This window comes from Ferroplasma acidiphilum (genome assembly GCF_002078355.1).
Lineage (GTDB): Archaea > Thermoplasmatota > Thermoplasmata > Thermoplasmatales > Thermoplasmataceae > Ferroplasma > Ferroplasma acidiphilum.
The window spans coordinates 1157514-1179154 of sequence record NZ_CP015363.1 but is presented as its reverse complement, the minus strand read 5'-3'; the positions used below and the strand labels follow the sequence as shown (position 1 = coordinate 1179154).

Sequence of the window (21641 nt, the reverse complement as noted above, 5' to 3'; positions counted from 1 at the left end):
AAAATGGCAGCATTAAACGAAATTTACCAATAAAATATCGTCAATTAATGAATAGAGAAAAATCCATAAAATATATAAATTATAATTTTATGGGCTGGTATGAAAAATAAAAGTCTCATACTCTTTATGGTTGGCATTATTATAATTTTGAATGGTTATGAGCTTTATTCAAAATTTGGATACCTATTTTACCCTGAATCATATAATTACCTGGCATCTGCAAGTACTGCCAGGCTATACACCTCACTGGATGATATTATATTCATTTTAGGTGCCCTCTTTATTGGCATATCGATATATATGTTCATAAAATCACGTTATTCTATTCCAAAGCTCAAACATTTTTACCCCATTCTTGCAATTTATACCATTATTCTTATGGTAGCGGGAGGAATGGTACATATCATGCCATCGGGATATAAGTACCACCATTATCTTACATTTGTATACGGACTTCCAATGTTTACCCCTAATTTCCTGTTTTATGAATCGCATATAATAGGCATATATATTTACCCTTTTCAGGTCCTTTCTTTAATAGGCGCATCAATACTTGGCAGTTCAATATTTGCCTTTTCAATTATGGGGCTAAAATTGAAGAAGGCAACACCCCTGTCCCTTGTAGGCGCCATAGGTGTATGCCCGGCATGTGCTACAGGAACATTTTTCGGGTTAGTTATAGGTGCAAGCCCATTTTTAAGTTCTTTCTACCTCAACCAGATTTACGGCAGCACCTTTAATGAAATCATATTAAGCGTAATATCTATTGCCCTGTTGCTTGGTATTTTTCTGTACATGATAAGAAAAAATAAAATCACATTTAAATATTTTAAAAATTAAGTATTTTTGTCATTTTGACACAATTTTAATGGATTGCTTTTACGCTTTTAAATAAAATCTTATTTCCTTTCGAAAAGATTTTTAATAGAACTCTGTATATACCTTCATGAAAGGCATTAATATTGTTGTTTCTGTAAAGCAGGTTCCGGATGCCGACGATTTAAGGATCGATCCGGTAACAAATAATCTGGTCAGGGAGGGCGTGCCGGCCATTATTAATCCTCCTGATTTGCACGCCATAGAGGAGGCTCTCAGATTAAAGGAAAAATATGGTGGAACCGTTTCAATAGTTTCTATGGGTCCGCCTAAGGGTGATATTACACTCCGGGAATCCGTTGCAATGGGCGCCGACAATGTCTATTTAGTTACAGATGCGGCTATGGTTGGATCAGATACATGGGCAACATCATATACCATATCCAGAAGCATTGAAAAAATAGGAAAGCCTGATATAATTTTATTCGGAAGGAGGGCCCTGGATGGGGAAACACAGCAGGTAGGCCCACAAACAGCAATGTGGCTTGGAATTCCTGAAGTTGCTTACACCGATAAAATTATAGACATAGATATGGAAACAAAAATTGCCAGATTGCAGAGAACTACAGAATTTGATACTGAAACTGTAGAGGTCAAGATGCCATTTGTTGCGACAATTACGGAAAATTCCAACAGTCCAAGGGAAGCCACGCTTGAAGGCATGATTAAATCAATAACATTCCCTGTTACCAGATATTCAAAAACTGATATAAACGCTGACCCGAAAATGATCGGGTTAGCAGCATCTCCCACAAAAGTTATACGGGTAAGGCCACCGCCTAAAATGAGAAATCCAGAAATTATAAAAAATGAAGATTTAAACAAAACGGTTGATTTTCTTATATCAAAGATCAAAGGTTCCCTTACAGGAATGAAGGCAATGGAGGAGGCATATCAAAAACCTGAACCGGTTACAAAGGTTGAAGATAGTATATGGGTATACATAGACCATTTTGACGGTGAATTGAACAAAACCTCACTTGAAATTCTTGGTGCAGCCAGGAGAGTAGCTGATTTGATGAGCACTAAACTGGGGGCAATTATAATCGGCACAGGAGATGAGAACCTGATTGATGAGGCCTTTAAGTATGGAGCTGATGAAGCCTATTACTGCGAAACTGACAATGCAAAGAGGTATGACAATGATATCTATACCCAGGCTCTGGGAATGATGATTAATAAATATAAGCCGAACTCACTCTTTTTCCCGGGAACATATAATTCCAGGGAACTGGCAGCCACAACCGCAATAAAGGTCAACACAGGGTTAATAGCGGATTGCATTATATTTGATGTTGATGAAAAAGGGCAGTTGCAGGCAACAAGGCCTGATTTCGGTGGAAAGGAAACATCTACAATTATATGCCCAAACAATAAGCCCGTAATGGTGACAACAAGGGCAGGCGTATTCTCAGCACTGCCAGAACGTGATTTTAAGGGTAAGGTAATTAAAGACAAACTGGAAAAACCCGTTTCCAGATTCAAAATCACAGATTACAAGAATATAGAAAAAACCAATGCCCTTGCAGCCGCACAGGTTGTAGTTGGAGTTGGAAGGGGAATTGTAAATAAAGACAACATAAAATTAGCTGAAGACCTGGCAAAGAAAATTGGTGGAATAGTGGGTGTAAGCAAACCACTTGCAGATTCTGACTGGTATCCAAAGGATAGGCAGGTAGGGCAGACAGGAACAACAATAAAGCCTAACTTATACATTGCCATGGGAATATCGGGAGCTATACAGCATCTTGTAGGAATACAGGGTTCCAAGAGAATAATAGCTATCAACTCAGACCCTGATGCCCAGATATTTGAAAACTGCGACTATGGAGTTGTAGGTGATATATTCCAGATAGTTCCAGAACTGATTAAAAAAATTGGTGATTTAAATGCTTGAATATGATATTGTTATAGTTGGCGCAGGTCCAGCCGGATCAGCAGCCGCTCTGAAAGCGGCATCGGAAGGAAAGAAGGTTCTTGTTATTGAAAGGGGGCCTGAACCCGGTTCAAAGAACGTTTCAGGTGCAGAGGTCAGAAAGGATTACATAACATCTGTTTTCGGGGAAGGCATGCCATATGAAAGAACTGTTGATACCATGAAGCTTTCACTGTACGAAAAAGATAAGCCTGTAAATATTGATTTCCATCCTGACGGGCTTGTCACAACCGGAAGATTAAAACTCGATAAATGGCTTTCATCTGTATCCGAACAGGCAGGTGCTACTATTATTCCAAAAACCACAGCACTTAAGCTGAACTGGGAGAACGGGATTGCAAAATCACTTACAACAGACAGGGGAGATGTTGCTGCAAAATCTTTCGTTCTTGCAGAGGGTGTAAATGCCCTTGTATCCATGAACTCAGGAATAAATGTTGACTGGACACCTTCAAACTCTGTACAGGCCGTTAAAATGGTATACTCTATTAAAAAAGGAGACCTGAACAATATATTCGGTTTTCCAGATGACGATACAGGCATGTCCTGGAGAATGATTATGTCAGATCCACTTGTTGCTGGATTCATGTACACCTACAAGGATAGCCTGGCAGTTGGAATTGGTTCTCCAATAAAGGAACTTGTTGACAGGAAGATCAGGCCAGAGGCTCTGCTGGATAAATTCCTTGAAACAACGGGCATAGCGGAAAAGGTGAAGGGATACTCATTGAGGGAATACTCAGCCAAGGTTATACCTGAAGGAGGGTTCCCGGAAACAAATGTGGCAAAGGGCAATGTATACCTGTGTGGGGATGCAATCGGCCTTGTAGACCCGCTCACATTTGATGGGATAACCCCTGCTATAGCATCCGGAACACTTGCAGGTGAAGCAGCTGTTATGAACTACGATAAGGAAGTTTACCGGTATAACCTGATGAAACACCCGGAAATTTCAAAAATAGCTAAAGAAAGAAAATTGGAATCTGATTTCATGACCAGCAACAAAGCAGGAGAATACATAAACATGGTTTCTTCCCTTCTTGAAGGCTGGGCTGCTGGAGATTTGATTGGAATTAGAAATACCATGGTAGGTAATTATAGAAATATTATACCTGACCTGATGAGTTTTGTTATGAGGATGAGATAAATGAGAACAGAAGAGAAATTATATACACTGAGATATAAAAAGGACGATAAATCACATCTTGGCATTAAGGATGTAAATACCTGCCTTGAATGCACTGAGAGATTTGGCGAGCCACAGCCGTGTGTATCCATTTGCCCGGCAAATGTTTTTACATGGGAAAACAACAGGATAATCATAGGATATGAAAATTGTGTTGAATGCGGTGCTTCAAGAATAGCCTGCCCCTATGACAATATTGACTGGAACTATCCCAGATTCGGAAAAGGAATCGCGTTGAGATACGCGTAATTCCGTTAATTTAAAAAGATTAATATTTTTATTTATACTATTTAACTATGGAAGAAATCTATTTTTTAAACGATGGCACATATGAGCTTGATTCAGGAGCTTATTTCGGTATAGTTCCAAAAGTATTATGGTCGAAATATATCAGTGATAATAACAATAAAATAAGGATTACAACAAATATTCCATTTTTACGTGTAAACGATAAAAATATACTGGTGGATGCAGGGATCGGAAATAATTTTTCTGACAGGTTCCGTAGAATATTCGTGCCGGAGAAAAATAATGACATTGCAGATTCCCTGGAAAACGATTATCATATAAAGGGAGTTGATAACATTATACTATCACACATGCATTTTGACCACAATGGCCATATATTCTCTGGAAATAAATTATTCAGGAACTCGCAGATAATAATGCAGGAAAAAGAGCTAAAAGCCTTCAGGCATCCAAATGACTTTACAAGAGGGAGTTACATTCCTGGCAAAATTCATGGAAAAATTAAAACTATTGATGGCTCCAGAAAGATTACCGGCAACATAACAGCTATAAATACGGGCGGGCACACGGAAGGGCACATGGTAATATTCTTTGAAATAAATTCAAAAAAATATATGTATGGCGGGGATTTATTTCCATCATCATTCCACCTGAAACCATACTATATCACAGCCATAGATTCATACCCCATTGAAACACTGAAGATGAAGAAAAAACTCTTAAAAAAAGCTATAAATGAAAATATATCGATAATATTTAACCATGATAATAAAAATATAATGGGAAAAGTTTACGGAAGTGCAGAAAAACCTGAAATAGAATTTGGAAACCCATAACCTTAAAGGGTAATGGATTTAAGATTTATGTGCAGATAATCTTCTATATTTTTCCCGGCTGTTGCAGGATCAGGGTCCCAGACAGTAAAATCTGAAAATTTGCCAGTTTCCAGCGATCCTGTTTCATTCCATCCAATTACCGCTGCACTTTCAGATGTATATGTTTTCACCGTCTCTTCAATGGTAAGTGATTCATTGTTACTGTAAACAGAAGAGTTTTTCCCTGTAAGTGTTTTTCTGAATACAGATGAATATATCCCATATAGCGGGTCAAATGGTGTCACCGGGCTGTCAGAACCATTTGATACCCTGATGCCTTTTTCAACCATAGTTTTTGCAGGAAACAGGCATTTAGATTGGTCGAGCCCTATATTGTCACTCAATGAGTCTCCTATAAAATACACAAAGGCAAGCTGTGTTTCAACACCCACATCAAGTTTCTTAATTTTCTCTATTGTTTTCTCCTCAAGCTTGTAGCAGTGTACCAGGGCATATGCGGATGCAATGCCGGAGCTTTTTAATTTCTCAATAGAATCCAGTGCAGTTTCAATAGCACGGTCTCCAATTGTATGTATGCTTATGTGGTGGCCGGTAGCCGAAAGCTGTTTGAGGCCTTCCCTGAAATTTTTAATGTCCCACAGGGGGATGCCCATATTGCCTTTGCTGCCCACATAGCTATGCTTCATCCACGCAGTTCTGGATAATATGCTTCCATCAAGGAACATCTTGAACCCTGCAAACATGATATGCTGATTTTCCTCCAATATGCTAGCCAGCTCAATTTTTCTGCTGACATCCTTTAGCGAGTAAACAGGCAGTGCCACTGCAATTCTTATTTTATGGTTTCCCTCTTTGCTTATCCGGTTTAAAGCACAGATTCTGGTTTCTTCGTTAACATCGTTTCCTGTTCCACCAATATCCTTTACCGTTGAAAGCCCGGCTTTTCTGTACATTTCAGACCCGGATATTATTGCTTCAATATAATCATCTAAGGTATATTCGGGAATTCTGCTCTTGACCATGTCCATTGCATTGGCCTCATAGAGTACCCCGTCAGGATTTCCATCTGAATTTCTTCCAAGTTTGCCGTTTGCAGGGTCTGCCGTATTCCTATCTATTCCCGCTATTTCAAGGGACCGGGAATTGCAGATGCCGTAATGTTCTGTCATCTGTGTTATAAATACCGGTGTGTTTCCCATAATTTCGTCAATAATTTTTATATCTGGCAACCTCTTTTCTTTCATGTTGTACTCATTAATGCCATACCCCTGAAACCATCCGTGTACGATTTTGTTTCTGTTCTCCTCCAGCACCCTCCGAAAATCTTCAAATGAGCGCACACCTGAGAAATCTACCTGGTATTTCAATTTCAGGGATGTGAGCATAAAATGGTCATGGGAGTCTATTAACCCTGGAGTAACAAATTTTCCACGCAAATCCAGAACTTCGTTGCCACTCTCCATGATGTTTTCCATATCCTGCTTATTTGCAGTATATTTTTCTGCTATAATCCCGTTTTTAACCTTAAAAATTGTGGAATTATTCTCCCATTTATATCCATCAAAGTATCTGTCCACTATAACATATTTTTCCATTTATACCACCATGACTTCCCTGAATGTTCCTGTGAGAAAGGATATATCGGGGTACCGTTGCCGGAATTCTATTAATTCAAATAATACACATACCATTTATTATCCTTTCGTTTCACCATTTTCCTTTACCCGTGCTATTTTTTAGATTTTATTGCGGTATCGCCGGTATTTTTCTGGGCAAAATAATCACAGCAATCTGATACCGGGCATATATTGCATCGTGGTGATACGGGTTTGCAGATATTTTTGCCAAATTCTACCATAACAGGATTAAATTCTACCTGGTACTCAAGAGGCACTATGCTTTTCAATGCCTCTTCCGTTTCATCCGGATTCTTTGTATGTACCAATCCGATTCTGTTTGACACCCTGAAAACGTGTGTATCTACTGCAATAGCTGGAATATTGAATCCCTGGGTTAACACTATATTTGCAGTTTTACTTCCTGTGCCCGGAAGTTTCACAAGCTCATCATGGGTATCAGGCACTTTTCCACCATATTCATGGTTAATTATTCTGGCAATCTCTATAATCCTCAGTGATTTCACATTGCTGAACCCCACATATTTTATAATGGCTTTTACATCCGCAGGATCGGCGTTTTCGAGTCCCACAGAATCATGGTATTTATTATATAAGGACCGCGCAGCCTGATCTGTTACAATATCCTTTGTCCTGTGTGAAAGTATAGTTGTTATAAGTATCCAGAACGGTGAATCTGTAAATTCAAAATGGTGTTCCGGTGATACCTCCCTGATTTTCATATAAATATTTTTAAACCTTAACTCCCCAACTTTTTAGGGAATATATTTGTACCTAATTGTTCATCTATCCTTTCGGATGATGCAGGAACCTCTGAAATAATTTCCTTACTGTTGTGTACAATCCTGTAAACCCTTGAATATTTTAATAATGCATCCTTTACAGATAATTTATCAGTCAATCCTGCGGCCCTTATTAACACAAATATTGAGTAATATATGTATAATGATACAAATGAAATAAAGAAATATCCCCTTATGGAATCATCATTGCTCAAGTATGACTTGTCATTTTCCAATTCATTCTTCATAGCATCAAATGACTGTTCTATCTCTTCCCTCTGCTTATACATTAGGTATATATTTTCAGGTTTGTCATCTATATTTGACAATATTGCAATCTTGCCGAATACTTTAGATGCACTATTATAATCATCCTGGCTCTTCTTATTGTCAGCTATCAATGATATGAATGTATTTGCCTCCTCTGACATCAACAGCTGGTCCTGAAATATGTATACATAATATTTTCCATATTTATATGATGTACAAAGTATTCCCCTGTCCCTGTACATGAAGCTTGACTTGAATATAGCATTATAATCAATAATCTTATTATTCCTCCTCAATGGCATTATGAATTTATTATTTATTTCATCCGCTAAGGAATATGATGCAAACCCCCTGTCCATTACTAATACTCCATTAAAATTAATCTCTTCCAGTACCTTCCTTAAAGATTTTATATCCCTTACAGAACCATCCAATGATTTAAGGAAAACAGGCTTATAGTAATCTAAGTCAAATACCATTGCAATATTTATCTGTGGTATATACTCATGCTCATGGTTATGCCCCTTCTCTGCCATATTTATATTCTCTGACCTTGAGAATATTGATGATAGATCAAATGCAAGCTTCATGGAATCGTGCATTAAATCATTGAATAGATCATACTGGCTGCTGATATCTGAACCTGTTTCAATAAGAAGGTCTGTCAATGTATTGGGCGATACATGCGCATTGATATATCTGGACATGTACAGTTTATCCCATCTTTCCTTAATGCTTTTCATCGGTGTATAGCTTATTAGCCTTACCACTGACATTGCATATATTGATTCCCATGTATCCGGGAAGTATTTCTTCAATAGTTTTATTATATCCTTTGATACAGAGTATATTAATTCTGAATTTCCATATTCATACACAGACCTGGAATTGTCATTGCTTACTATGCCATTCTCTGTAATTCTTCCAATGTAATCAGATACTTTCCTTGCACCATGCTTTTCCTTATCATATTTAGTTGTTGAATGGTATAAATAATAATTGCCGTTTAGCCTCTTCACCTCAAGTGGAATCTTCCTTTTCCTTTTTTCTTCTTGCAGTACATCCTTTACCCATTCTTCCATATACCCTATATAGGGAATATATAATATTAATGTTTGCATTGCTATATAACTGTAAAAACATAATGACTAAAAATAATAATGGATGTATTCCCTATAAATTTGTGGAGTTAAGGTTTTAAAATCTTTCATAGAAGCATAATAATTGTATTCTTTATATGTTTTCCTTTAAAATTTATATGTTAATTAAATATTATATCAATAATATTCTGTCAATTCCATTACCTGTGCCTTTTTTTCATGTAAAATGGAATCTACAAGTTCGGATGCAAACCTGATATTTGTTATGAGCGGAATATCTTTCTTGATTCCGAGGTTTCTGATTGAGAACCCATCCCTTATAGAGCCATATGATTCTGAAGGCGTATTGATTATCATTGATATATCTTCATTTTTTATTATTTCGCTGATTCCCGGTGACCTTAAATCTTTGACCCTGTAAACAACATTTGATTTTACTCCTGCATCCTTCATGGCATTATATGTACCGGGTGTTGCATATATTTTAACATTCTTTGCGGCGAGTTTTCTGCCTATTTTTATGGCTTCATTCTTGTCTGCATCATTTACTGTAATAATTACAGAGTTTAATTTAAAATCCCTTTTCATGATTCTTATTACCTTGGACATAGCCTCCTGGAAAGTTTTTCCGCAACACATTGCCTCACCGGTAGATTTCATTTCCGGGCCGAGGATGACATCCATATCCCTGAACCTTTTGAATGGAAATACAGGCACTTTTATAAAGAATGATGCCGGTTCAGAGTATTTCAGTTCCGGCTCAATTCCAAGCATGGCCTTTACACCAGAATCTATCCAGTTAATTCCCGTTGCCTTGGATACGAATGGAACAGACCTTGAAGATCTTGCATTGAGTTCGATAACATATATTTCACTGCCCTTTATTGCCAGCTGGAGATTGGATAACCCTGAAAGGTTAAAATTTTGCCTCATCTTTTCAACTATTTCTTTGAGCTGTTCCAGCGTATCAGAATCCACTACACCGGGGCCAAGTACCATTGTCGCATCTCCGGAATGTGTTCCAGCTTCTTCTATGTGTACAGAAATACCCGCTATTATAGATTTCTCAGCTGAGGAAATAAAATCAACATCAATTTCGGTTGCATTTTTTAGATAACTGCTTACAAGGACAGGTGAGCCCGGGCGTTCAATAAATAATTCCCTGACACGGCTAACCAGAATATCATAGTCGTATATTATATCCATAGCCCTCCCACCTATAATAAAACTTGACCTTATGATTACAGGAAGGCTAATGCCCTTGATTTTTTCTTCCAGCTCATTAATATTTGAAGCTTCAATGAAATCTGGTTGTTTTATGCCAAGGCTCCTTAAGGTCTTTGAGAATATCGTACGTTCTTCTATTCTGTATATATCTTCCGGCTTAGTTCCCAGAATTATGTTGTTAAATATTTCCGATATTCCGGATGCCATATTCTGCCCGGTCTGGCCTGAAAACTGAATAATAATTCCCTCAGGTTTTTCTGCACTGGCAATATTAGAAATATGTTCCAGGGTAACAGGTTCAAAATAAAGTTTATCAGATATATCAAAATCCGTTGATACAGTTTCAGGATTGCTGTTAACCATTATAGCTTCGTATCCCATTGAACGCAATGACAGTATAGATTTAACGGCACCATAGTCAAATTCAACTCCCTGAGATATCCTGTTAGGGCCAGAACCTATGACTATAACTTTCTTTTTATTGCTTATTCTGTTGTCATTATGTGTATCATAGGCTGAATAGAGGTAGGTGGTATCAGCATTAAACTCACCGGAGCATGTATCTATATTTTTGTATACAGGAACAATCTTTTTTTCAATTCTATATTTTATTATTTCAGTTTGTGGAATGCCGGTATAATATGAAATAGTTTCATCTGAAATTCCAAGCATTTTTAGATTCTCCATATTTTCAGGGATTACACCCCTTTTTATTGTTTCCATGGCATCTACAATATTTTTTATTTTCACTATGAAAAATTTATCATACCCTGACAATTCTGAAATTTTATCCACACCTATGCCCTGGAATAATCCATCAAATATGGCAAATAACCTCAGGTCATTTGGCACTTTCATCAGTTCTATTGTCTTTTCCGGAGATGTAAATAACCTCATGGGTATAGATTGTTTAATGTCCAGCGAAGATATGGCTTTCATCAAAGCCTCTTCGAATATTCTGCCAATGCCCATTGCTTCCCCAATGGATTTCATTTCAATTCCTATCTCTCTCTTTACTGAGAATTTGTCGAATGGCCACCTTGGAATTTTAACAGTTATGTAATCCATTGATGGTTCAAATGCAGCATATGTGTTTTTGGTTACAGGATTTTTTATCTCATTTAAGTTATATCCTACTGCAATTTTAGTTGATACCCTGGCTATTGGATATCCCGATGCTTTGGATGCGAGTGCAGAGGATCTTGATGTTCTCGGGTTTACTTCAACAATGTAATACTCATCTTTCTCCTGGTCAAGGGCAAACTGTATGTTGCAGGATCCAATAACACCAATTTCATTGACAACATGGATAGCAGATGTCCTTAATTTCTGGTAACTATCATTGCTCAATGTGAGTGATGGCGTTGTTACTATGCTTTCACCGGTATGTACTCCCATGGGGTCAAGATTCTCCATGTTGCATATTGAAATGCAGTTTCCATTATTGTCACGCATCATTTCGTACTCTATTTCCTTAAGGCCAAGTAACGACTCGTCAAGCTCTACCATATCATCATGAACTGAAAAATAATCATCACAGTAATCGCTCAACTCCTTCACATTCTTAATTATGACGCCGCCTGATCCGCCCAGTGAGAATCCCGTGCGCAATATTAATGGATATTTTTTAATGCCAGGCATTAAATCCCTGTAATCATTTTTTGTGAGTGTATATGATTCTATTACAGGCTCCCCAATTTTTTTCATCAGGTTAAAGAATTTTTTCCGATCTTCTGCAATTTCTATTGATGTTACAGGTGTTCCAAGCACCTTGATATTGTATGAGGAAAGTATTCCAAGCCTCTCAAGCAGGATAACAAGGTTTAACCCGACCTGCCCACCGGTTGAAGGAAGTATAGAATCTATTTTTTCTTTTTTGATAATTTCTATCACACTTTCCGGGTCTACCGGCTCTATGTATACCCTGTCAGCTATTTCTCTGTCTGTCTGTATAGTTGCAGGATTTGAATTGAGGAGTACTGTCTTTATTCCCTCTTCCTTCAATGCCAGGCAGGCCTGAGATCCTGAATAATCAAATTCTGCAGCCTGGCCTATTACTATTGGGCCTGAACCTATAACCAGTGTGCATTTTATGTCTGAATTCATATTTTTTCACCTAGAGTTGTTTTAATATCATTGAAAAACCATGTACTATCGTAGGGCCCCGGGTATGCTTCGGGATGAAACTGGACAGAAAATACCGGGAGTTCCCTGTGCTTTATCATTTCAACCGTACCATCATTGATATCGGTGCCACAGATTTCCATGCATGTGCCCTTCAGGGAATCTCCATTAACTGCATATCCATGGTTATGTGATGTAATGTAAACCCTGTTTCCTATGAGCACAGCATGGTTGATTCCCCTGTGCCCGTATTTCATTTTCTCTGTTTTGCCACCCATAGAAAGTGCTATAAGCTGATTCCCAAGGCACACACCCATTACAGGCATGCTGCTGCTCTTCTCCCTTATGAATGCCCTTAATGGCTCTAAAGAACTGTGATCCGGGTTTCCCGGACCATTGGGTATAAAAATTGCATCATAGTGGAATTTAATGTTAAAGAAATCATAGTTATATGGAACTATGTGCAGGGAAGCTGTTTCACTTAGCCTCTTAATAAGGCTATTTTTTGTTCCAACATCTATGAAGAGTATCTCTTTTTTATGCCCTGAATTGTAATACTTATACTTTTTAATTGATACCCTGGAAACCAGGTCCAGATCCATGGTATCTTCAAATTTATCCGGAAATTCATTTTTGTTTCTTATATAACCCTTAATTGCGCCAGATTCCCTTATCTTCTCTACCAGTGACCTTGTATCTATCCCGTCTATTGCGGGTACCATGTTTTGCTTTAAAAACTCATTGAATCCTGTTCCAGATTCTCCGCCGGAGAAAATAGCATGTGCATCCTTTGTAATAATTCCTGCAACCTGCACCTTACTGGATTCCATATGTTCCAGATTTAAGGGGTAATTTGCAATTTCCGGAAAGGCAAAAATTAGTATTTCACCGGCATATGATGGATCGGTAATAGTTTCCAGATAACCGGACATTGAAGTTGTAAAAACTATTTCACCGTTTGTCTCGCCCTCATAGCCATAACCAGTGCCTTCATAAGTTGTGCCGTCCTCCAGTAATAAATATCTTTTCATGTAAATCTTAAAAAACCTAATTTCAACTTTAAATATATCATTTTCTATTTTTTTTGATAGTTCCAATGTATGAATTTATATTATTTCCTATGTGGCTACTGTATAATTTTTATATATATTATTTACAATATTTAACCTACCTTGAATATCTGATTTTACACGAATTCTTTAAGCACGAAAGTCACAAAGCCTGTTATGTGGATGAAATAGTAAAAACATATTAAAGTTTAAAATGCATACACCTGCAACTGCTAAATTTTGACACGCTTATTTCCATGTTGCTCTATGCCTGGTTAAGAATAATTCTGCTATTCTATTACCGGGGCATTAAATTTCGAGTACTTTCCAGTTTCTGCAGAATTTATATATTTTAATTCACCAATTTTAGTTCAAAAACATGCATTCCACTATTTTATTTAACGGTCAATTTATTAATAAATATATTACCGCATAAGAACCATGATAATTTCTATAAGGCAATTGAATTATTTAAAAACAGAGATTGCAGACCAACAAAGATCATAGAAATGCTTATAAAGACTTTAATTATAGTTAGTAAATGCCGTCAAGATCGATGGATTGGCTAAAACAGGCTAAAAGGGATCTCGAAGAGGCTGAAGGCTCATTAAATAATGAAAAATACGAATGGGCTTGCTTTGCATCCCAGCAATCTGCTGAGAAAGCAGTGATAGCCTTGTACCATTCAATAAATAAGGAAATATGGAACCAGTCCGTATCAAGGATGTTATCGCAACTAACGGAATTCAATATTGATAATAATATAATTGCCAGAGCAATGGAGCTCGATAGAGTGTATATAGGTTCAAGATACCCCGATTATTACAGTGAAGGCTCGCCATTTGAGTACTATTCAATAGAAGACGCAAAGAGGTGTTTAAATTATGCAAAGGAAATATTTGAATTCTGCAGCAAAAACATTCGAGATTAATTATCCCTTTATCTTTGAAAAACTCATTGAATATGGAAATAATTCAATCAAAAAAGGTTCATTGCTGACTATATTGATTGGTTCCCTGGCCAGAGGAGATTGTACTCCATTTTCAGATGCCGATGTTATAATAATTACAGATTCAACCAGAAGTGAAATAGAATTCATGGACCCTCATATGCCAATTGATATAGAACCGCGTGTTTTCACAATAAATTAGATATACGAAATGGCAAAAGGCAGAAGAAAAATAATAGAAGAAATAATAAAAAATAGCAAAATCCTTGCTGGCAACTATGAAATATTTAATAATTTAATTAAATTATATAAAATAGATTAATAACAATAAGTAAAGATGCTGCTGGAATTTTGTTTATAATATTTATTTTATTTTTATCCATTAAATTGACAGCAACTTAATTAATATTGTTGCAATTTAATGGTATGAAAGTTATAGCAGCACCTGGACCGGTTTGCTACCCTCTGGTAGCAGCAATGATGGAACGTAAAGATATCGATATAGAATTCAAAAAATCTTCAGAAATAGGCAATGATAAGCCTGATGTTGTTCTGGATTCAACTGTCTCTCTCGTGAAGAGTGGATTGCCAATAGACTATGTAACCATAAATGGGCTATCAAGGGTTGCCCCTAAACTTGGATATAAGGTAGGGATGACCAGAAAGGGTGGAGCCGCTGATATTCTCTTCCGTGCATACGTTGGTGAATCCAAAAAGGATGTGGAAATAGAATATTTTGAAAATATGAGTGACCTGATGGGAGCACTGAATTCCAATAAGGTAGATACCGTAGTCGTGCCCGCTATTGATAATTCAGGCGTGAGCATAGAAGAATACATGAAGAAGATAAATGTAAATATCCCGGGAAGTTGCGGAGCAACTGTATACAATAACGAGAAGGAATTTGTTGATGCGTATAATCTGGGCATTAAACTATTAAAAGAAAAGCCCGAAGAGGCAGCAAAATTTGTTGTGGAACATTTACCCATGCAATTCCCTGTGGAATTCGTAGCTAACACTATGAAAAACTCTAATTTAAATGTCCACAAACCGGAAAATTATGACGTTTTTGTAAATTTAGTTAAAAAATATTCTTCCCAGTGAAGATAAAAATTAATAATTTACTTTGAAAAATTAATATTTTATATTGTATTTTTAAATACTTCATTTACATTAAGCTTTTATGTGGGACTACATAAACAAGGTATTCGATAATTACCCGGCGGAAAAGAAAGTGGTGCAAAAAATGCTTAAAATAGGCATATCGGTAAAAATTCTATATGATGAGCCGAAGTTATTCTGTGAATCAATTGAGATTAAGCCAAATTCAATAGCCCGGGCTTTCCATGTTGATCGAAGGGTAATTGTCAATATGATCCAGAAAATTATAAATGACCCTGAGCTTTTTGATTTTTTCAGCAATCTTGAGCCCATGTCAAATTTTGAAAATTCTGGCTCAAAGATGGGATTCGGAGTGATTGAAATTATCCCTACGGATGCATCTATGCCCGGTATTATAGCAGGCGTAATGAATGTACTTGCCGAGAGTGGCATATCAGTAAGGCAGTTCATAGCCGATGACCCTGACCTCGTGGACAATCCGCGTGCAATTATTGTCACAACAAATACCATAACAGGAGATGTGCTTAACGGCATTAAAAAAGCCAGAGGAGTAAAGGCCGTAATGTTGCTTTAATAAAGAAAATTATTCTTGAAATTATTGAATAAAATCTTCAAGTCTATCTCCGTACAGTATTTCTATTATTTCTCTTATTTTTTGTTCAACGGCATTGTATGATTCGCCATATACATTTACATGTCCCATTTTTCTCTTTCCCCGCACCTCATTTTTATGGTACCAGTAAATATTTGTATTCCCGAGGTTTAATACCGGCCCTATCTTTTCTTTAATATCAGTTCCTATAATGTTTACAATTCCGGAGGGCACAAACAGATCAGGCCGGACTATATTCATTCCAGCAACAGCCAGTATATGTTCTTCAAACTGGGAAATAGAACTGCCGGTTAAAGTATGGTGGCCTGTGTTATGAACCCGTGGTGCGTACTCATTGATTATAACTTTTCCATCCACCACGTAATATTCTATTCCCATGACACCTATATATTCCAGGGAATCCATAAGTTTTTTCGCAATATCGATCATCTCAATGGTGTTGCCTATGGGGGAGATATTGTAAATTAGTATTCCATTCTGGTTGTAATTAAATGATGGTTCAAAATGGTAAAATTTGCCATTTGCATCCCGGACCGCTATAATAGAAGCTTCATATTCATAATCAATAAATTTTTCCACCACGTACGGAATATCAGGATGTTCTTCAAATCTGGAACTGTTATCAATAAAATACTGATTTTTCCCATCATAGCCACCCTTGCAGCTTTTTATTACCGCTTTGCCAAAATTTTTTGCCTTATTAAACGCATCCCTGTAAGTTTCTGCATATTCGTAATCTGCTATGGGAAATCCATGATCTTTCAGGTATTTCTTTTCAAGTGACCTGTCCTGTTTAAGCTCAACCGCCTTAATAGAAGGCCTTAATTTTCCTTTGCTATCTGCATATTCCAGTATATTTTTATCGATATGTTCGAATTCGTAGGTTACATAATCACAGGAATCAACAAATTCTTTATACTGTGAAACATCAAAGAATTTATCGGCAATAAAAGCGGATGGGCCTTTATTATCATCTATCACATAAAATTCTATGGGGTATCTTCTCATAGTGTTTATCATCATATATCCGAGTTGCCCGGAACCAATAATTCCAACTTTCATAGTTTATCACCTAAAACTGTATCCCGCTGGTTGTCTATAAATGCCTGCAGCATTTCCTTTATTTTAGGATATTTTATTGAAAGAATCCTTACTGCAAGGAGGGCAGCGTTCCTCGCTCCATTGATGGACACTGTAGCTACAGGAACTCCTGGGGGCATCTGCACTATTGAGAGAAGAGAATCAATGCCGTTCAATGCCTTTGATTGCACCGGAACCCCGATAACTGGCAACGTTGTCATTGAAGCCACCATGCCTGGCAAATGTGCAGCTCCGCCTGCTCCAGCTATAATAACTTCTATATGATTATTTATGGCATTACTGGCATATTCCAGCATAAATTCCGGCGTCCTGTGTGCGGATACAATCCTGTATTCCACTTCAATGCCAAAATTTTTTAACTCATTAACTGCGTCCTGCATTACGGGAAAATCTGACCTGCTTCCCATTATAACTGCAACTTTCATGATTCATCATTAATATGACACTAATAAAAATTTAGATGGTTTAAATTTTTACAGGAATTCTGTTTCGTTTTCGAGAATATAGTTTTCAATAACCCTTCTACCGCTTTTCATGGCCTCAAGTATATCGTACTGGCTGCTGTCATATAACTTGAAATCATAGTGATCCATATCTTTGAATTCTATTCCTGCTTTCTCTGCTAGCCTCCGGTACCCGGTTACCCTTGACCTCTCAAGGCTATTAAGGGAATTATTGCTCATAATAACCTTATTTTTTTCAGCTATTCTCAGGGCATCATCGAAATATCTGTATATATTCGTATCAATTGATACATCCCCCATATCCAGAATATCCGGATATACCTTATCAGGAAGGCAAAATATTCCTGTATTTGAGGATTCGTGCCTTATTTCTATTCCATACTTTTCAAGCATTGACCTGTAATACTCTATCAGTGGCGTAAAATCACGTTTTTTGTATTTATCAATTATTTCGTTGAATTGCCCTCCAAAGCTTGATTCTTCATATATAATAGGTTTGAAGCCTTTGTTTGCAGAGTATAAGGCTGCTTCCAGCCCTTTTATTCCAGAACCAACTATAGCAATTTCACCATGGTATTTCCTGCCAGGTTGTATTGTCTCTTCAATTCCTGTGTACGGATTAATGGTACATCTAACTTCTGCGTTGGCCAGATTTCTGCATGCCTGGTTGCATCTTATGCATACCCTGTATGGCATTTTCATTTTAATTTTTACAGGCGTATATGGATCTGCAAGGGCCTGCCTGCCCAGTACAACAAAATCAGAAACGGTTAAAGCTTTTTCTATATCTTCCATGGATCTTATGGAACCTACAAGCATTGTATTTTTATCAAGTTTTTTCTTAAGCTTTGCACCTATATGCACGTTGTCATAGTAGAAAGAGGCAGAAGACCCCGGTGGTGCAAACCTCCCGGAAGAAAAATGCACATAGTCCATATTTTCCAGCCTGGATGCCACATCTATTCCGTAATCAGCATCATAACCATCCTCGTCATCCTCATAGAGGCTTAGCCTGATTCCTAAAGGCATATTGAGTTTTGATTTTATAGCACTGGAAATCTCATTTATTATCCTTATCCGGTTTTCTACAGAACCGCCATATTCATCAGTCCTTTTATTCAGTGCCGGTGAAATAAATTCCTGAAGAAGGTACCCGTGCGCACCATGGAGTTCTATTCCATCAAATCCGGCCCGGTATGCAAGTTCAGCAGCGTTTACAAACTTCTCCTCCACTTTTTTGATATCATCTTTTGTCATTTCTTCAGGTATACTTCCGATATAATCAACGCTGGAAGGAGCGAATATTTTACCGGTGTTATAATGGGGATTTGCCTTTCCTCCGGAATGTACAAGCTGGACAAATATTTTTGAACCTGCTGAATGTATTCTTTCAGTCAATCTTGACAGTTTTGGCAACTGTGACCTGGAAAATATTCCCATTTCGTTTGGCGAGCCTTTTCCATTGGAGTCATCTACATAAGCGTATTCAGTGATTATTAGCCCGAAGCCACCACGGGCCCTTTCCTCCAGGTATCTAATATGATTTTCATTTGTAGTTCCATCTGGATTGCAAAGGTTAGAAATCATGGGTGCCATGACAAATCTGTTTTTAATTTCTGCTCCACCAATATTCGCTTTTTCAAAAGGATTCATCTGTTCAGAAGTAAATAATTAAAATAAAGTTTTTGTGTATTTCAATGAAATAAAAAATTTATAAAAATTAAGAAACAACATCTACTGTTGCGCTCATACTAAATGTATGGCTTGATACATGTATGTTGTTGGAGAGGTTAAAATCTGTTACTATGCTTGTAGTTGAATGTGCAGATACTGTCACTGGATGTACAAGAACCACAAGAGCAAAATCATGTGCCAGATGCAAGCTAACTGTTGCGTTTGCTCCAAATAAACTTGTTACAGACGTATTTACATATATAGTTACATTTTTGATGTATATCTTTATCAGATTATACGAGCCAGCATGTACAGACAGGTTAGACAGAAATGCCGCGTTGCTTGCATTTAAATTCATTATATTTACAGTCTTATCATGCAGTGAGTAGTTTGTCCATCCTGTTGAGTTTGAGGATACTTTATCGGAGTGCAATGCAATTGCACTGAATGTAACATTCACATCCATAACTCCAATAAGATTTGTGGGCGTATCAGCTGCACTTACTTTCATAGTTCCGGTGGTTTCATAATGATAAGCGTAGTAGCTACCGCCTGCTATCACTGCAATTATTATAATTGCCACTATTACTGACATCAATTTTTTTGATTTCATAAGCTTAAAGTGAAATTTTAGTATATAAGTGTTTATATTTACTTATAGCGATAAAAAGTTCTGAATTTTAACTTTAACGTATGGAACCTTATTGAAATTATTTATATAGTTTGAATAAATATTTGCACTATGAAATATAATGTTGCCACAAGCCACCCGTTGAGCACAATGGCGGGAATGGAAGCACTGGAAAGGGGAGGCAATGCCTACGACGCCATGCTTGCTTCATCATCTGCCCTCGTTGTCGTCCAGCCCCATTTTAACGGGCTTGGAGGGGATTTATTTGCCACAATAAAGGATAATGGATATTACTGCATCAATGCAAGCGGGTATGCAGCATCCGCAGCGAGCATCGATTTTTATTCCAGAAATGGCTATCAGGAGATACCAAAAAGAGGCAGTCTCTCGTCATTTTCAATTCCCGGACTTGTAGCTTCATGGAAAATTGCTGCGGAAAAATCCGTGATGGGCATAGGTGAAAATTTTAAGAGGGCAATACAGTTCGCAAAGGATGGCTTCGAACCAAGCAGAAAACTTGTAAGAGCAATTAACCGGTTCGATGGAGGGGATGAAGATTTTAATAATATTTATAAGGGCACTGACTCATGGCTTGTACAGAAAAGCCTTGGCAATACTCTTGAAACATTGGTAACGGAAGGGTTAGATTCATTTTATAACGGTAACATTGCTGATAAAATAGAGGCCGATATGAAGGAAAAGGGCGGACTTATCACAAAAAAAGACCTTTTAGATTACAAAGCCTCTATCACAGAACCGGTAAGGGTGAATTACAGGGGGTATAATGTTTATACAAATCCACCTGTTAGCCAGGGATTGACAGCATCTGTATGGCTAAGAGACCTGAATGCCTATGATCTTGCGGGCATGGAGCACCAGGAATATTACGATACTTTGATAAAAACCATGCATGACGCGTACAATATTCGCAGGAAGTACGTATACGATGGCGTGAAATTACCGGAAAACATAGATGACATGAAACCGGATAATGATCAACCGGGAAATCAGAAATCCAATCTTTCCGATACAACTGCATATTCAATTTTCGATGGTGAAATAGAGATTAGTGCTATACAGAGCAATTATATGGGCTTCGGGTCAGGGCATAGCATTAAGGGAACAGGCATAAATATGAACAACAGGGGCAGTTATTTTTCCCTTGACAGTGAAAATAAAAATAGCCTGAAACCTGGCAAAAAAACATTCCACACACTTATGAGCATCCTTGCCTCTGGAAAAAAGGATATAATTTTAGGAACCATGGGAGGTGATGTCCAGCCACAGGTCAATGTCCAGATACTTTCAAGGATTATTGACCTCGGAGGCAATATGCCGGATGCTATAGCTTACCCTAGATTTGCATACCCCGCATCTATTTACGGTGATTCAAAGGTTTATTATGAAAGTACATTGAGGCTTAACCACTATGAACCGGTTGATGACCTTAACGATATGATGGGCCATGCCCAGGGAATATTAATTGATTCTGATTCAGAAGCTGGTGTTGATCCCAGGGGCGATGGGCTACTACATTATATGAAGGAAAAATACTTTAAATAATTTTGTAAATCAGGGTTACCCACCGCTTACAGGGGGGAAAAATGCAACCCTGTCATTTTCATTGAGCGGGAGCCCGGAATAATATTCATTATTTACTGATATGAGCAAATTATTAATGGCTCTCAACTGTGGATATTTGCTGAAAATCTTTTCCCTTAACAGATCCATGTTGCCTGTCTCAAGGTCAAAAACTTCCTGCGGCAACCCGGTTATATCTCTCACATGGGCAAAATAAAGAACTACTATCTTCAT

Annotated in this window: 20 protein-coding genes; 10 read left to right on the top strand and 10 right to left on the bottom strand. The window is 37.5% G+C overall.

The window, feature by feature from the left end:
• Nucleotides 1-99 precede the first annotated feature (99 nt).
• The 5 genes from fad_RS05735 (at nt 100) to fad_RS05715 (ending at nt 5083) form a co-directional block, all read left to right on the top strand.
• Nucleotides 100-840 carry a hypothetical protein gene (locus tag fad_RS05735; protein ID WP_081142551.1) on the top strand — a complete coding sequence of 247 codons (741 nt, stop codon included), beginning with the start codon at nt 100-102 and terminating at the stop codon, nt 838-840.
• 106 nt (nt 841-946) lie between these two features.
• The gene (locus tag fad_RS05730; protein WP_009886266.1) at nt 947-2773 is read left to right on the top strand and encodes an FAD-binding protein; all 1827 of its coding nucleotides are present in this window, start codon (nt 947-949) and stop codon (nt 2771-2773) included.
• A complete protein-coding gene (locus fad_RS05725) occupies nt 2766-3959 on the top strand; it encodes an NAD(P)/FAD-dependent oxidoreductase (protein ID WP_081142549.1) in 1194 nt (397 codons plus the stop codon). The genes fad_RS05730 and fad_RS05725 overlap by 8 nt, the downstream gene beginning before the upstream one ends.
• Complete coding sequence (locus fad_RS05720; protein ID WP_009886264.1) at nt 3960-4247, top strand: ferredoxin family protein; 288 nt, start codon at nt 3960-3962, stop codon at nt 4245-4247.
• Nucleotides 4248-4294: 47 nt separating this feature from the next.
• Nucleotides 4295-5083: an MBL fold metallo-hydrolase gene (locus fad_RS05715; RefSeq protein ID WP_081142547.1), complete on the top strand. Its 789-nt coding sequence runs from the start codon at nt 4295-4297 to the stop codon at nt 5081-5083.
• A 2-nt stretch (nt 5084-5085) separates the two neighbouring features.
• Here the strand turns inward: fad_RS05715 and fad_RS05710 are convergent, their stop codons facing one another.
• From fad_RS05710 to carA, 5 genes are all read right to left on the bottom strand, one after another.
• Nucleotides 5086-6678 (bottom strand): amidohydrolase, encoded by a 1593-nt coding sequence (locus tag fad_RS05710; RefSeq protein WP_081142545.1) that lies wholly within the window; start codon nt 6676-6678, stop codon nt 5086-5088.
• A gap of 134 nt (nt 6679-6812) precedes the next feature.
• Nucleotides 6813-7442 carry an endonuclease III domain-containing protein gene (locus fad_RS05705; protein ID WP_048074116.1) on the bottom strand — a complete coding sequence of 210 codons (630 nt, stop codon included), beginning with the start codon at nt 7440-7442 and terminating at the stop codon, nt 6813-6815.
• A gap of 17 nt (nt 7443-7459) precedes the next feature.
• Entirely contained in the window at nt 7460-8854 is a 1395-nt protein-coding gene (locus fad_RS05700; protein ID WP_081143156.1) for a transposase, read from the bottom strand.
• 195 nt (nt 8855-9049) lie between these two features.
• Entirely contained in the window at nt 9050-12205 is a 3156-nt protein-coding gene (gene carB, locus fad_RS05695) for a carbamoyl-phosphate synthase (glutamine-hydrolyzing) large subunit (protein WP_081142543.1), read from the bottom strand.
• Nucleotides 12202-13254: a glutamine-hydrolyzing carbamoyl-phosphate synthase small subunit gene (carA, locus tag fad_RS05690; RefSeq protein ID WP_081143165.1), complete on the bottom strand. Its 1053-nt coding sequence runs from the start codon at nt 13252-13254 to the stop codon at nt 12202-12204. The genes carB and carA overlap by 4 nt, the downstream gene beginning before the upstream one ends.
• 559 nt (nt 13255-13813) lie before the next feature.
• On the opposite strand from carA, the gene fad_RS05685 reads away from it, so the two are divergent.
• The 4 genes from fad_RS05685 to fad_RS05670 all read left to right on the top strand — a co-directional run bounded on the left by fad_RS05685 (nt 13814) and on the right by fad_RS05670 (nt 15917).
• Nucleotides 13814-14203 carry a HEPN domain-containing protein gene (locus tag fad_RS05685; RefSeq protein WP_236940554.1) on the top strand — a complete coding sequence of 130 codons (390 nt, stop codon included), beginning with the start codon at nt 13814-13816 and terminating at the stop codon, nt 14201-14203.
• Complete coding sequence (locus fad_RS05680) at nt 14157-14423, top strand: nucleotidyltransferase domain-containing protein (protein ID WP_081142539.1); 267 nt, start codon at nt 14157-14159, stop codon at nt 14421-14423. The genes fad_RS05685 and fad_RS05680 overlap by 47 nt, the downstream gene beginning before the upstream one ends.
• Before the next feature lie 224 nt (nt 14424-14647).
• A complete protein-coding gene (locus tag fad_RS05675) occupies nt 14648-15325 on the top strand; it encodes a DUF3834 domain-containing protein (RefSeq protein ID WP_009886255.1) in 678 nt (225 codons plus the stop codon).
• Nucleotides 15326-15404: 79 nt separating this feature from the next.
• Nucleotides 15405-15917, top strand: coding sequence for a hypothetical protein (locus fad_RS05670; protein ID WP_009886254.1), 513 nt, complete (start codon nt 15405-15407; stop codon nt 15915-15917).
• A gap of 21 nt (nt 15918-15938) precedes the next feature.
• On the opposite strand, the gene fad_RS05665 is transcribed toward fad_RS05670, so the two are convergent.
• From fad_RS05665 to fad_RS05650, 4 genes are all read right to left on the bottom strand, one after another.
• The gene (locus fad_RS05665; protein ID WP_081142537.1) at nt 15939-17018 is read right to left on the bottom strand and encodes a 5-(carboxyamino)imidazole ribonucleotide synthase; all 1080 of its coding nucleotides are present in this window, start codon (nt 17016-17018) and stop codon (nt 15939-15941) included.
• Nucleotides 17015-17485, bottom strand: a complete 471-nt coding sequence (gene purE, locus fad_RS05660) for a 5-(carboxyamino)imidazole ribonucleotide mutase (RefSeq protein WP_081142535.1) — start codon at nt 17483-17485, stop codon at nt 17015-17017. The genes fad_RS05665 and purE overlap by 4 nt, the downstream gene beginning before the upstream one ends.
• A 45-nt stretch (nt 17486-17530) precedes the next feature.
• The gene (locus tag fad_RS05655) at nt 17531-19174 is read right to left on the bottom strand and encodes an oxidoreductase (protein ID WP_081142533.1); all 1644 of its coding nucleotides are present in this window, start codon (nt 19172-19174) and stop codon (nt 17531-17533) included.
• Nucleotides 19175-19241: 67 nt separating this feature from the next.
• Nucleotides 19242-19808, bottom strand: a complete 567-nt coding sequence (locus tag fad_RS05650; RefSeq protein WP_081142531.1) for a DUF4382 domain-containing protein — start codon at nt 19806-19808, stop codon at nt 19242-19244.
• Nucleotides 19809-19937: 129 nt separating this feature from the next.
• On the opposite strand from fad_RS05650, the gene fad_RS05645 reads away from it, so the two are divergent.
• Nucleotides 19938-21389 carry a gamma-glutamyltransferase family protein gene (locus tag fad_RS05645; protein ID WP_081142529.1) on the top strand — a complete coding sequence of 484 codons (1452 nt, stop codon included), beginning with the start codon at nt 19938-19940 and terminating at the stop codon, nt 21387-21389.
• 15 nt (nt 21390-21404) lie between these two features.
• On the opposite strand, the gene fad_RS05640 is transcribed toward fad_RS05645, so the two are convergent.
• A complete protein-coding gene (locus fad_RS05640) occupies nt 21405-21641 on the bottom strand; it encodes a MoaD/ThiS family protein (RefSeq protein WP_009886248.1) in 237 nt (78 codons plus the stop codon).